General features: G+C 58.1%; 13 protein-coding genes, 1 tRNA gene and 1 pseudogene. 8 read left to right on the top strand and 7 right to left on the bottom strand.

The window, feature by feature from the left end; genetic code table 11:
- Nucleotides 1-48: 48 nt before the first annotated feature.
- Complete coding sequence (locus AC1RL4_RS24855) at nucleotides 49-972, bottom strand: LysR family transcriptional regulator (protein WP_028940968.1); 924 nt, start codon at nucleotides 970-972, stop codon at nucleotides 49-51.
- A 104-nt stretch (nucleotides 973-1,076) separates the two neighbouring features.
- Here AC1RL4_RS24855 and AC1RL4_RS24850 point away from each other — a divergent pair, with 104 nt between their 5' ends.
- Nucleotides 1,077-2,819 carry an amidohydrolase gene (locus tag AC1RL4_RS24850; protein WP_230172069.1) on the top strand — a complete coding sequence of 581 codons (1,743 nt, stop codon included), beginning with the start codon at nucleotides 1,077-1,079 and terminating at the stop codon, nucleotides 2,817-2,819.
- 104 nt (nucleotides 2,820-2,923) lie between these two features.
- On the top strand, nucleotides 2,924-3,661 hold the full coding sequence (locus tag AC1RL4_RS24845) for a TorF family putative porin (RefSeq protein ID WP_028940970.1): 738 nt from the start codon (nucleotides 2,924-2,926) through the stop codon (nucleotides 3,659-3,661).
- A gap of 95 nt (nucleotides 3,662-3,756) precedes the next feature.
- Here AC1RL4_RS24845 and AC1RL4_RS24840 read toward each other — a convergent pair whose 3' ends face one another.
- A complete protein-coding gene (locus tag AC1RL4_RS24840) occupies nucleotides 3,757-4,644 on the bottom strand; it encodes a Dyp-type peroxidase (RefSeq protein WP_019578460.1) in 888 nt (295 codons plus the stop codon).
- A gap of 230 nt (nucleotides 4,645-4,874) precedes the next feature.
- On the opposite strand from AC1RL4_RS24840, the gene AC1RL4_RS24835 reads away from it, so the two are divergent.
- On the top strand, nucleotides 4,875-6,500 hold the full coding sequence (locus tag AC1RL4_RS24835) for an NADP-dependent glyceraldehyde-3-phosphate dehydrogenase (RefSeq protein WP_230172067.1): 1,626 nt from the start codon (nucleotides 4,875-4,877) through the stop codon (nucleotides 6,498-6,500).
- An 87-nt stretch (nucleotides 6,501-6,587) separates the two neighbouring features.
- Entirely contained in the window at nucleotides 6,588-7,607 is a 1,020-nt protein-coding gene (locus AC1RL4_RS24830; RefSeq protein WP_028940972.1) for an FUSC family protein, read from the top strand.
- A gap of 8 nt (nucleotides 7,608-7,615) precedes the next feature.
- Here AC1RL4_RS24830 and AC1RL4_RS24825 read toward each other — a convergent pair whose 3' ends face one another.
- Nucleotides 7,616-8,509 (bottom strand): DMT family transporter, encoded by an 894-nt coding sequence (locus AC1RL4_RS24825; protein ID WP_028940973.1) that lies wholly within the window; start codon nucleotides 8,507-8,509, stop codon nucleotides 7,616-7,618.
- Nucleotides 8,510-8,643: 134 nt separating this feature from the next.
- Between AC1RL4_RS24825 and AC1RL4_RS24820 the strand changes: the two genes are divergently transcribed.
- Entirely contained in the window at nucleotides 8,644-9,081 is a 438-nt protein-coding gene (locus AC1RL4_RS24820) for an Lrp/AsnC family transcriptional regulator (RefSeq protein WP_007941786.1), read from the top strand.
- A gap of 58 nt (nucleotides 9,082-9,139) precedes the next feature.
- The gene (locus tag AC1RL4_RS24815) at nucleotides 9,140-9,472 is read left to right on the top strand and encodes a YceK/YidQ family lipoprotein (protein WP_230172066.1); all 333 of its coding nucleotides are present in this window, start codon (nucleotides 9,140-9,142) and stop codon (nucleotides 9,470-9,472) included.
- Between the two features lie 67 nt (nucleotides 9,473-9,539).
- Here AC1RL4_RS24815 and AC1RL4_RS24810 read toward each other — a convergent pair whose 3' ends face one another.
- Nucleotides 9,540-10,211: a Bax inhibitor-1/YccA family protein gene (locus AC1RL4_RS24810; RefSeq protein ID WP_007941789.1), complete on the bottom strand. Its 672-nt coding sequence runs from the start codon at nucleotides 10,209-10,211 to the stop codon at nucleotides 9,540-9,542.
- A 123-nt stretch (nucleotides 10,212-10,334) separates the two neighbouring features.
- Here AC1RL4_RS24810 and AC1RL4_RS24805 point away from each other — a divergent pair.
- Nucleotides 10,335-10,422 (top strand) — tRNA-Ser (locus AC1RL4_RS24805).
- 232 nt (nucleotides 10,423-10,654) lie between these two features.
- Nucleotides 10,655-10,838, top strand: a pseudogene (locus tag AC1RL4_RS24800) (hypothetical protein).
- 93 nt (nucleotides 10,839-10,931) lie between these two features.
- Here the strand turns inward: AC1RL4_RS24800 and AC1RL4_RS24795 are convergent.
- The 3 genes from AC1RL4_RS24795 to AC1RL4_RS24785 form a co-directional block, all read right to left on the bottom strand.
- Entirely contained in the window at nucleotides 10,932-11,237 is a 306-nt protein-coding gene (locus AC1RL4_RS24795; protein ID WP_018927614.1) for an NIPSNAP family protein, read from the bottom strand.
- Between the two features lie 366 nt (nucleotides 11,238-11,603).
- Nucleotides 11,604-11,921, bottom strand: a complete 318-nt coding sequence (locus AC1RL4_RS24790; RefSeq protein ID WP_073638595.1) for a DUF7677 family protein — start codon at nucleotides 11,919-11,921, stop codon at nucleotides 11,604-11,606.
- 92 nt (nucleotides 11,922-12,013) lie between these two features.
- Nucleotides 12,014-12,505, bottom strand: a complete 492-nt coding sequence (locus AC1RL4_RS24785) for a hypothetical protein (protein WP_096481676.1) — start codon at nucleotides 12,503-12,505, stop codon at nucleotides 12,014-12,016.
- Nucleotides 12,506-12,852 lie beyond the last annotated feature (347 nt).

The following is a 12,852-nucleotide window of genomic DNA, read 5'->3' as shown; positions in this document are numbered from 1 at the left end:
ANGAGGCTGCGATCTTTTGATCTTGTCCTTAAAGATCGCAGCCTCGTTTCACTCGACAGCTCCTACAGGAGAGGCCAGAAACCCGGCGATGTAATCGATAAAAGCCACGACTTTGGCGGTCGCTCGCCGATGGCTCGGGTACACCGCCAGAATGTGCGGGCCAAAGCTGTCGGGATCGATGTCGTAGTCCGCCATCACCCGCACCAGTCGACCGTCGGCCAGATACGGCGCAGCGCTCCATAGCGGCGTGTGCAACAACCCGCGTCCGGCCAGCGCATTGGCCAGCAGCAAGTCGTAATTGTCGCTGCGCAGCCGTGGCGCCTGGGGTTGCGGCAGGCTCAAGCGCTGCCCATCGCGCTCGGCCCACCAGAATTCGCGGCTGAGCAAGGGATGGCGATACAGCAACCATTCGTGCTCATCGAGGGTTTGCGGGGTGACCGGCAACGCCTTGCGCGCCAGATAGGCCGGACTGCCACACAACGCCAGACGATTGCTGCCAACGACGCGGGCGATCAGCCCCGGCAGGTCGTCATGGCCTTCGCGCAGGGCCAGGTCGTAGCCGCTTTCCAGCAGATTGACGAACTCATCGCACAGGTCCACTTGCAGATTGATCTGCGGGTACTGCTCCAGAAAACCGCCACACACCTGATCGAGAAAGGCTTGCCCATAGGCCAGTGGCGCGGTGATTTTCAGATTGCCGCGCAGGCCATGCTGCAACTGCTCGATTTCCTCGCCGGCCTCGTCCAACCGCTGCAACACTTGACGCGCGGTTTCCAGGTAGAGCCGCCCCACTTCCGTCAGCAGAATCCGCCGGGTGCTGCGCTCGAACAGCCGGGCACCGAGCTCGGCCTCCAGGTGATTGACCGCTTTGGTCAGGGCCGACGGGGTCTTGCCCAGTTGCTCGGCCGCGCGGCTGAAACTGCCCAGTTGCGCCGTGACCACGAACATTTTCAACGCACCCAGCTTGTCCATTCTTTTTCCATTCCGGCAAAAACGTTTTTCGTGAGTGAGGCGTTCTGCTAAGCGTGAGCAGCCACTAATCTGGGCCATCAGACGCAATAACAAGGAAACATTCAATGAAAAGATTCCTCCCGAATCTATTGATGGCCGCTGTGGCTTTTGCCTCGATGGAAGCCATGGCAGCGACTGATCTGGTGCTGATCAACGGCAAGATATTCACCGCCGACCGCAGCCAGCCCAAGGTGCAGGCCCTGGCCGTGCAGGACGGAAAAGTGCTGAAAGTCGGCAGCAACGAGCAGATCAAAACCTTGATCGAACCGGGAACGAAAGTGATCGACCTCGGCGGCAAGACGTTGATGCCCGGCCTGATCGACAGCCATTCCCACGCGATTTTCGGCGGTCTGGAAATGGCCTCGGCCAACATGGAAGATGAGGTGGTCGACCTCGATGAGCTGGAAAAACGCCTGCGCGGTTGGCGTGATGACGGCAAGGCGAAACACGGTGATGTGCTGAGCGTGGCCGGCATGAGTTCGGCGTATTGGGCCCAGGCCGAGGCCCTCGGCAAGAAATTCAACAGCGGCGAATGGGCCAAGGTGCCCGTGGTATTCACCGGCAGCGACCACCACACCGCCTGGGCCAACAACGTCATGCTCGAACGCGCGGGCATCGACGCCGCCCTGCTGCAAAACCTGCCGGCCGCCGAACTCGACACCATTGGCAAGCTTGCCGACGGTCGCCCCAACGGTTTCCTGGTGGACGCCGGTTGGGATCGGGTTGCGTTAAAAATGCCCGCGCCCAGTGCCGCCGACATGCTGCGCGCCGCGCAAACCGCCGTACGCTACAACAACAGCCTGGGCATTACGGCCTGGATGGACCCCGCTGCCAACGCCGCCCCCGGCGAGCCGGTGTTTGCCCTTATACCCACGGAGAAAACCGTCGGCGTACTGCCGGTGTACAAAGCGCTGTCGCAAAGCGGTGGCATGACCGCCCACGTCGCGGCCCTGCTGGTGGCCAATCCGAAAAGCATACCGGCCGATCTCGACACGCTGGACAAGGTCCGCCAGCAATTCCAGGGCATCCCCAACCTGACCCTACCCGGTATCAAGATCTTTGCCGACGGAGTGATCGAATACCCGGCCCAGAGCGCGGCGATGATCGATCCTTACACCAACTCACAAAAACAGGGCGAGTTGCTGATCGATCCGAAGCACTTCGGCGAACTGGTCAGTGCCATCGATCAACGCGGCTGGCGGGTGCACATCCACGCCATCGGCGACCGCGCGGTACGCGAATCCCTGAACGGCATCGCCCAGGCGCGCAAGGATCGCCAGAGCGGCGTGACTCACTCGATCACCCATTTGCAAATGGTCAACCCGAAAGAGTTTGCGCGGTTCAAACCGCTCAACGTCATCGCCTCCATGCAGTTGCTCTGGGCCTCCGCCGACGATTACACCCTGGACATGATCAAGCCTTACGTCAGCGCCCTCGCCTTCCGCTATCAGTACCCGGCGCACTCGCTGCTCAAACAGGGCGCGACGATCGCCGGAGCCAGCGACTGGCCGGTGTCTTCGCCCAATCCGTGGAACGCCATGGCCCAGGCGATCACCCGAAACGGTCCGTTGGGTGTCTTGAACGCCGACGAACGCATCGACCGGGAAACGATGTTCTACGCCTACACCCTCAACGCCGCCCGCACTATCGGTCTAGAGAAGCAAATCGGCTCGCTGAGCCCCGGCAAGCAAGCCGATTTCATCGTGCTGGACCGCGACGTGTTCAGCGTCGATGAGAAAGCCCTGCACGACACCCAAGTGCTGCAAACCTGGTTCGCCGGTCGCGAAGTCTACGCCCCGACACTCTGAGAAAAATCGCCTGTACACGCTGCCCAACTCCGCGTTCATCGCTGGGGTCTGGAGCAGCGTTGTCTCAAATCTGCCCATAACAATCACAACAAAGGCACTGCACCATGAAAGCATTCACCCTCGTCGCCCTCGCATCCTTCAGCCTGTTGCCCCTGGGCAGCCAGGCCCTGCCCTTGAATGACGACTTCGCCGTGCTGGTCGACCTGACCCTGGCCAGCGACTATCGCACTCGCGGTATTTCGCAAACCCAGAACGACCCCGCCGCACAAGCCGGTGTGACCCTGGCCCACAGCAGCGGCCTGTACCTGGGCGCCTGGAGTTCGAACGTCGATTTCGGCGGTGGCCTGAAAACCCGCCAGGAAGTCGACTACTACGGTGGTTGGCTGTGGCAGGCGACCGACGCCATCAGCCTGGATGTCGGCTATCTCAAATACGCGTATCCAAAAGAGAGCCAGTTCAATCAGAGCGAGGTCTACGGGATTCTCGACGTCTATGGCGTGAAACTCGCGGCCTATTACTCCGCCGATGCACCAGGCATCGACAGCAAACAGAGCACGTTGTACCACTACGTTGGCTACGAAACCGAATTGCCCTATGGGCTGGGGCTGAAACTGCGCTACGGCGAAATGGACTTCAAAGACCCGCGCCTGTATTCGGCCTCGGGGCATGGCGAGGAGGCTTACCACGAGTGGGAGGCGAAGCTGACCCACGAAGTGGCCGGGGTGTTGCTTGGGTTGAGTTACATCGACACCGATTTGTCGAAAAGCCAATGCATCAGCAACTGGGGGTTCGACGATGTGTGCAGCGCAACCCTGGTGGCGAGTGTCAGCAAATCCTTTTGATGGTTTTTTGTAGGAGCGAGGCTTGCCCGCGAAAGCGTTTTACCTGACACACCGCCTTCGCGGGCAAGCCTCGCTCCTTGTACGCGATCCGCTATTTAGCCGACACGCAATGCGCGCAGGTCGAGGCGACCGTCCTTGAGCGGCGGGCACCAGTAGTAGCCGCCAGTGATCGGTCGGCTGATGCGGTACAAACCGTCGGTGATGCCGTCTTCCAGACCGCTCATGCGCCGCAGTTGGGCTTCGAATGCATCGAGGGAAAAACCGAATGCCAGGAACATCAGGCCGGCGCGATCGCCTTCGATCCACGGCATCGAGCGACGTACCACGAAGGCTTCAGGAGCGAAGCTTTCCTGGGCGGTGCGTTTGACGTGGGCGGAGATCGGCGCGTCGTCGAGCTCTTCGTTGTCGCTCAGGCGCCGGCCCATGATGTTGTCCTGCTCATGGGACGGCATCGCGTGGAAGCCTTTCAAGTCATGCTGCCATTGCTGGATCGCGGCGAAGCTGCCACCGACCAGCCCCTCAGCCCCCTCGCCCAGCAGCGCGGCGGCGACAGCGGCTTCGTCGTGAGGGTTTTCGGTGCCGTCTTCGTAACCGGTCAGGTCATTGCCGGTCATGTGGCGGAAGGTTTCGTTCATCTGCACCAGACGCAGGGCCGGTGCCAGCGCGGCTTCGATCGCGTGGCTGCGATTGAGCAATTCGCCACGGTCAACACCGTGCAACCAGCACCAGAGCGCGTGTTGGGTCGACGGGTTGTCGACGCCGACACCAACCAGCGCAGGAAAGGCGCGCAAGCCGTCGATCTGCGCGTGCAGCGCCTTGACCAGAGACTCGCCGAAACCGACCACCGCCGATTTTCCGTCCACCAGGCGCGTCAGGTTATCCAGCGCTGCCGGCAGTGCCTCGGCGGATTCGAGGGCGAAGAACATATGACGAGCTTGAGGCGGAACTGGGGTGGCGAGGATGCCCGGCTGGTAGTAACTCATATGAACTCCTTTGAGAAAGAGCACGAAGTTTAACCGGGGGATCGTTACTTGTGTGTTTTCAAGGACAAAAGATCGCAACGGCTACAGGCGCTTTCATGAGCAGATGGGCCGACAGATTCTCGATCCACAACGTCGAGTCAAAAAAACCATAAGATGAGCCATGACAAGCCAGGCCGAGGTCTGCTAAAACGATTCATCAGTGCATCACCCAATCCAGACGGGGTAGCGACATGACCACAGCATCGATCCTTGCCAACCTGTTTCCCACCGCCGACGGCATCCCGGAAAAGTATCGCCTCAACGGCCAGACCGAACAGCGCGAATACCTGGTCGACGGTGAACTGAAAACCTGGTCCGGCCCCCTCGCCCAGGTGCGCAGCCCGGTATACCTGAGCGGCGCGAATGGCGACGAACAAGTGATCCTCGGCAGCACGCCGCTGCTCGATGCCGACACCGCCCTGACCGCGCTCGACGCGGCTGTCCGTGCCTATGACCGGGGCCAGGGCCTGTGGCCGACCATGCGCGTGGCCGAGCGTATCCAGCATGTCGAGACCTTCCTCGGTCGTATGCGCGAACAGCGCGAGGCGGTGGTCAAGTTGCTGATGTGGGAGATCGGCAAGAACCTCAAGGACTCTGAGAAAGAGTTCGACCGCACCTGCGACTACATCGTCGACACCATCAACGCCCTCAAGGAACTCGACCGCCGCTCCAGCCGCTTCGAACTGGAACAGGACACCCTCGGCCAGATCCGTCGCGTTCCGCTGGGCGTGGCGTTGTGCATGGGGCCTTACAACTATCCGCTGAACGAGACCTTCACCACGCTGATTCCGGCGCTGATCATGGGCAACACCGTGGTGTTCAAGCCGGCCAAGCTTGGGGTGCTGTTGATTCGTCCGCTGCTGGAAGCCTTTCGCGACAGCTTCCCGGCCGGGGTGATCAACGTCATTTACGGCAGTGGCCGCGAGACCGTCAGCGCACTGATGGCCAGCGGCAAGATCGATATCTTTGCGTTTATCGGCACCAACAAGGCTGCCAGCGACCTGAAAAAACTCCACCCAAGGCCTCACCGCTTGCGTGCGGCACTGGGCCTGGATGCGAAGAACCCCGGCATCGTGTTGCCTGAGGTGGATCTGGACAACGCGGTCAGCGAAGCCGTCACCGGCTCCCTGTCGTTCAACGGTCAGCGCTGCACCGCGCTGAAAATCCTCTTCGTCCATGAAGACGTGGTCGAGGCGTTCATCGAGAAATTCAACGCCAAGCTCGCCTCCCTGAAACCCGGCATGCCGTGGGACAGTGGCGTGGCCCTGACACCGCTGCCGGAGGCGAGCAAAGTCGATTATCTGCATTCGCTGGTGGCGGACGCGGTCAGCAAAGGCGCCGCCGTGGTCAACCCCAATGGTGGTGAGTCCCGCGCGTCGTTCTTCTACCCGGCCGTGTTGTACCCGGTGACACCGCAGATGCGCGTCTATCAGGAAGAACAGTTCGGCCCGGTCGTGCCGATCGTGCCTTACCGTCATCTGGACACCGTGATCGATTACGTCCTGGAATCCGACTTCGGCCAGCAACTGAGCATCTTCGGCACCAACCCGGTGGCGGTCGGCAGGCTGGTGGACACCTTCGCCAACCAGGTCGGCCGGATCAACCTCAACGCCCAGTGCCAGCGCGGCCCGGACACCTACCCGTTCAACGGCCGCAAGAACTCCGCCGAGGGTACGTTGTCGGTGCATGATGCGCTGCGGGTATTTTCGATCCGGACCCTGGTGGCGACCAAGTTCCAGGAAAGCAGCAAAGAGCTTCTCAGCGAGATCATCAGCGGCCGGAACTCGAGCTTCCTGACCACCGACTATATTTTCTGAGGGCACCAAAATTTTCTGAGGACACCAGACCTGAGCATCATCAAAGGCCTTCGACTGCCACCGCTGTTGCGCCGAATACTGCGTCCATTGCTGGACCCGTACCGGCGCTACCGCCACGCCAAACTGATCCATGCGGTGCGGGTTTCGTTGGGGTTGCTGGCGACGATTCTGCTGACCACTGGCATCCATCTGCCCCACGGCGAATGGGCGTCGGTGACCATGCTGGTGGTGATCGGCGGCTTGCAGCACCACGGTAATATCGGCAAAAAAGCCGCCGAGCGAGCCATCGGCACCTTGATCGGGGCCGGTGTCGGCTTGTTGCTGGTGGCGCAACAGGCCTGGCTCGGGATGCCGTGGCTGACCTATTTCGCAATGTCGGTGGTGTGCGGATTTTTCTCGTACCACGCCATCGGCAAGGGTGGTTATACGGCGCTGCTGTCGGCGATCACCGTGTTTATCGTTGCGGGGCACGGTGACAACCCGGTCACCGATGGCCTGTGGCGCGGGGTGGATATTCTGATCGGCATCGCCCTGGCACTGGCTTTCTCCTTCGCCCTGCCGCTGTACGCGGTGTACTCCTGGCGCTACAACCTGGCCGATGCATTGCGCGACTGCGCGGCAATCTACGGCCGTATCATCAACGGCGAGTCCGTCGCCGCTGACGAGCACCTGAAGCTCATGAATCGCTTGAACGCAGTCATGGTGCAACTGCGCTCACTGATGCCCTCGGTGTCCAAGGAAGTGCGGGTTTCCATGACCGAACTCGATGCGATTCAGCGCAATCTGCGGATGTGCGTCAGCATCCTGGAGATCCTCGGCAATAGCCGGCCGAATGCCGATGACTCTGAGGCAATGGCCCATCTGCAATCGGCATTGAAAACCGAGCATCGACAGATCCGGGTGCAACTGATCGGTATGGCTCGGGCATTGAAATCGGGCGTTTCACAACGGCTCAGCCGGCCAGCCGAACCGCCATTGGACTCTACGCTTGATATGCCGGTCTACAGTCCGCTGGATGGCTACCGATTGCTGACCCGACAATTGACCGCGAACATCGGCGAGATGCGCCAGCGTCTGGCAAAAACCGCACCGCGCTGGAACATCTGAGAGGCCGTTTATTGTGTAGCCACCCGCCGCAGCTTCAGGCCCCAACCCTGTTGCATCCCTGCGGCGGCCAGCAGAATCGCGGCGACACCGATCCATTGCAGCGGCTCCAGGCGATGGCCAAAGGCAAACCAGTCCACGAAAATCGCCGCAATCGGATAGATGAACGATAACGCGCCGGTCAGGGCGGTCGGCAGCTTTTGAATTGCTCCGTAGAGCAGCACATACATCAAGCCGGTATGCACGATACCCAGCGTCACCAGGCTGGCCCAGGCACTGGGTGCTTGCGGCAGCGCCGAAAAATGCGCAAAGGGTGCGAGCAATAGCACGCCGGTGCAGACCTGGACCAACGCGATCAGATGCGGTGGCGTGCCGGTCAGACGCTTGATGATCAACGCGGCAATCGCGTACAGGAAGGCAGCACCCAAGGCCAGAGCGATCCCCATCAGGTAATCGTTGCCACCCTCGCCTTGTTCGCCATGTGCGCTGACAATCGCCAGCATCCCGAGAAACGAAATGCCCAGCCAGAACAGTTTTTGCAGGGTGATTTTCTCCCCGAGAAACAGCGCGGCCAGCCCCACCAACATGAACGGCTGGACGTTATAAACCGCCGTGCCGATGGCAATCGAGGCGCGCGAATAGGACGCGAACAACAGCACCCAGTTACCGACAATCGCCACACCACTCAGTACGGCCAACAAGAAGGTAGTGGACGTCAAAATGCCAGGGCGCAGAAAGCCGAACGCCGCGCAGATCAGCAACAAGGTGGCGGCACCGAACACGCAGCGCCAGAACACCACGTCCAGCACCGGTTGCCCGGACACCAGCACGAACCAGCCAATGGTCCCGGAAATCAGCATGGCGGCGGTCATCTCGAATGAGCCGCGACGTAGTGTTCTGTCCATCATCAACCTCCTGTGTTTGAGGCCAAAGTATGCCAATCCGCCGAGGGGCTTCTCCAGAGCAAAAAGCAGGCTAAACTCGGCATCTGCCTTTTTTATCAAGGCTTATCCAGCCGATTGCCTAACAGGGGATTCCCATGACCGACGACATCGACCAAGTGCTGATCAGCGCATTGATGGAAGACTCCCGCCGCTCGCTCAAAGCCCTGGCACAGATCAGCGGCCTGTCCTCGCCCAGCGTTGCCGAGCGCCTGCGCCGCCTCGAAGAACGCGGCGTACTCAAGGGCTATACCGTCGAAATCGACCCTAAATGCTTCGGCTACCAACTCCAGGCCATCGTCCGCATCCGCCCGTTGCCGGGGCAATTGCAGGAAGTGGAACGGCAGATTCAGGCGATTCCCGAATTCACCGAGTGCGACAAAGTCACCGGCGACGACTGCTTCATCGCCCGCCTGCATGTGCGCTCGATGGAACAACTGGACACCCTCCTCGACCGCCTCAACACCCACGCCGAAACCAACACCGCCATCGTCAAGAAAACCCCGATCAAGCGCCGGCTGCCACCGATGGCGTGAGTGCTGTTTGGTTCGCAAAGGCGTAGATTAGTGTTTTTTCCGGCGAAGGATTGGCGGTATGAAAACTGAGGCCATGTTACTGGCGGCGGCGGTGATGCTTGCAGGCTGCGGTACATTCCAGACAGTGGTGCGCAGCGACGAAGCAGCGGCAAAAAGCCTCAAGGAACAGAAAACCTACTGCGGTGCGGTTCCACGGATCTATAGCGGCGTGACTTATGACTTTTGCCGCCTGCATGCGACTCCAGGCCCAGGCATCGATGAGTACAAGTACGACAATGGCACGCCTTTTGTGCTGATCGACGTAGTCATTTCCGGCGCTATCGACACCATGCTCCTGCCCTACACCATTTATCGGCAGCAGGCCGATGGCAGTATTGTCATTACCGAATAGCCTTGGGCGCCCTGATTCCCAGACAAAAAAAACCCGCCGAAGCGGGTTTTTTACTCAAGGCTGGCGATCAATCATCGCGGCCCATGATGCCGAACAGCTGCAGCAAGCTGACGAACAGGTTGTAGATCGATACATACAGGCTGATGGTCGCCATGATGTAGTTACGCTCGCCGCCGTGAATGATGGCGCTGGTCTGGAACAGAATGCAGACCGAGGAGAACAGCACGAAACCTGCGCTGATCGCCAGTTGCAGACCGCTGATCTTGAAGAAGAAGCTCGCCAGCGTCGCACCCAGCAGCACGAAGAAACCGGCTGTGATGAAACCGCCGAGGAAGCTCATGTCCTTACGGGTGATCAGTACATAAGCCGACAGGCCGCCGAACACCAGCGCGGTCATCGCGAAGGCCGAGCTGACCACTTCCGCGCCGCCCTGCATGCCCAGGTAACGGTTGAGGATCGGGCCGAGCAGGAAACCCATGAAACCGGTCAGCGCGAACGCAGAAACCAGGCCCCACGCCGAGTCACGGAGTTTGTTGGTGAGGAAGAAAAGGCCGTAGAAGCCGATCAGCACCACGAAGACGTTCGGGTAACCGACACGCATCTGCTGTGCGACAAACGCCATCACGCCGCTGAATGCGAGGGTGAGGGCGAGTAGGCCGTAAGTGTTGCGCAGGACGCGGCTAACCTCTAGCTGCTCAGCCTGCACGCTGTTATTAACTGCGTAATCCTGTTCGCGCATGGCGACACTCCTGTTGGTTTGAAACGTTCAGTCGCAAAGATCATAACAGACGCTCTGTAACAAGCTATGCAGAGAGTTTGACAGTGTGTTTCATTCAGGTATTATGGCGCCCGCAACGCAAACGGAGGTGTGGCCGAGTGGTTTAAGGCAACGGTCTTGAAAACCGTCGACTGTAACAGGTCCATGAGTTCGAATCCCATCGCCTCCGCCATCTTTATACGACAAAGCCCTGATTTTTCAGGGCTTTGTCGTTTCTGGGGGTTGGCGGCAATCTCGCCGTTGGGCATGTGTTCCATAACTATTATTGACGTGTTCCAGAACTCGGCAGCTGCCCCCCTCCTCCGGCGTCCTGCCGATCGTTAAAAATCCTTCATGTAACGCGATGCTACGCTGTCCTTAAAACCGAGGATTAGCGATGCCACAATTCAAACCTTCTCCCCTCCCTGCCATACAAGATCAACGAAAATCAACTCGCTCTCGAAGCCGCCATCCTGGAGCGTTCCAACTGGGTCGAGGCTCATGGCTCGGCTGATGCCCACCGACACTTTGCGTGGCGCCTTGGACACCATCGACAAGAACGAGGAGTTCATCAAGCTTACGCTCACAGTCCCGATGGCACCGGAGTGACGACGGCTACTTTTCCTTGGCTGAAAATGACTGCTATCAGCCAGCCAAAAGCAGCCTCTTTGGTGGCCCGCGTGCGGCCGAAAACACGTCAGTTCAATCCAGAATGGGACGAAGGAAACTGCGCTCATAGCTCAGGATGAATTTTTGCTCGGTAGCCTGCGTCACCAATTGAACACACTCCGGATCAACTCCGGCCTCCCTACGATACTGCTCATAATCTGCCAGGCTGGAAAAGCTGAATAGACAGTAAGCGATGTTGTTGGCGCCTTCCGCTGGTAGAAAGTAGCCATGGTGGTTTCCTCCCATACGGGTCACCACACGAATCCAATGGCGAGAATAGCTTTCGAAAGCCGGGAGCTGGTAGGGATCGATTACATACCTGACGTGGCAAGTGATCACTGGATCATTCCTTTGAAAATGGGGAAGCCGCTATTCTACGCACGCCATAAGCTGAGTCGTCGATGGCAGTCTGGGGGCGATTTCAGCCCATCTCAACAGGCAGCAATCGGCCGATTCTGTTGAAAAAGTCGGATTGCCCAAAACGTTCGAATATTGATGGGCTAAAACACCTCTTTTGCACGCTGCTACGTGAAATCCGAGTCCGGAAGCCTCTGTCCAAAGTAAAGATTTCAATCTCGGACGCGTACTTTTTTGATGCGCAAACCATGGCCGACTTTTTCAACAGAATCGGCCAGGAGTGGTCGTTCAGTAAAGAGGGAGAAATTTCCAATATGTGTTTTTTTCGCAACAGATTAAAGCCCGCTCTTAGCGTCCGAGTGGGGGCGGCCCATAAAGTTCGGTTTCCCAGTCTTCAAGAGGTGGCGTCACTTTGAAAGATGAGTCGCAGTAGGACCTTAGGTAGTCAGTCGCTCTCTTTTGGGCGTGGGTGAAATTGAGCACATTCCCTTCACTGTCCATTTCTATCACGTTCGCAAATATTGCGAACACCATCTCGATTGCACTTGGTTCTGAGCCATAAACGTCTAGGTACTCCACGTTTTTTAGCATGTAGTGAGTTCCACTTGCCATGAAGTATGCAAATGTTCGGAGTGCCCCACTGAAATCGTTACTTAGCTTTTTCATATAATTTTTCGTAGTAAATAATCTGGTTTGATTGAGGGGCGAGCTCTATCACGTCCCGAGCAAAAAGAAAGGCTTGTACCGTTAACCAAGATTTAAGAATACACAACAGTACCGGGCGGCAATTTTATACCGCGCAGAGAGCGGTAACAGACCCCATTCCCATACACAAGGCCCGCGTCCAGGGCTTGAGCTTTAAGCACTAACGCTCGCAGCTTGTGGACGAGTCGAGATAGTCGCTCCCTGAATAACAGCGCTTGAATTGGCCGCCGTGGTTGCCTGGGGTACTGAGTTTCACCTAGATATTCCCGCCAGCTTGTGGGTCGCCGATATAGCGCCATTTCGAAATTATTCAAAATTTCCATCGCGTTATTTAGATCGTCACTTCTGAGGCAAAATTTTACGTTCATTGACGTAATGCTTATCCCTGCATCTCTTTGAGCATATTTTTCAAAAGCAGGAGCTATCAGGTAAAAATAACCAAGCGAATGAAAGCAATCAGATCTGAAAACAATTTGGTCTTGAGACTCTAGCCGCCACAATTGCTCTGTTTTTTTCGAGATGTATAAACCGATGATGTGATGCATGTGACTATCCTGATTACTGACATTCTTATTGGTGACGGCAAGCTCAATACTTTGCGAGGACTCAGCATAGCGGCCCATGCTGCCCATTTGCCACGGTTTTGTCTGCTTCTGGCCGGTTTCCGCCTGTGGCTACCGGCTAGAACCGACCAACGACCAAAAGCAGGTTATGGGGTGTCTCCCCCAGAGAGGTGGAAGTGATAACGTCACGCACAATGGACGTTATGGCTAAATTCAGCGCCGGGACTGCGCGATTATCCGGTGCTAAATTCGTCGATAGCGATGGAAAAGCTACCGTAACGGCATCGATACAATGCGAATCTTCTTAAGGGCAGGGACTCTGTGATCAG

It is taken from the genome of Pseudomonas sp. GW822-FHT07A10, assembly GCF_058798795.1.
Note: the sequence above shows the minus strand (reverse complement) of the source record. Positions and strands in the feature narration are given on the sequence as shown.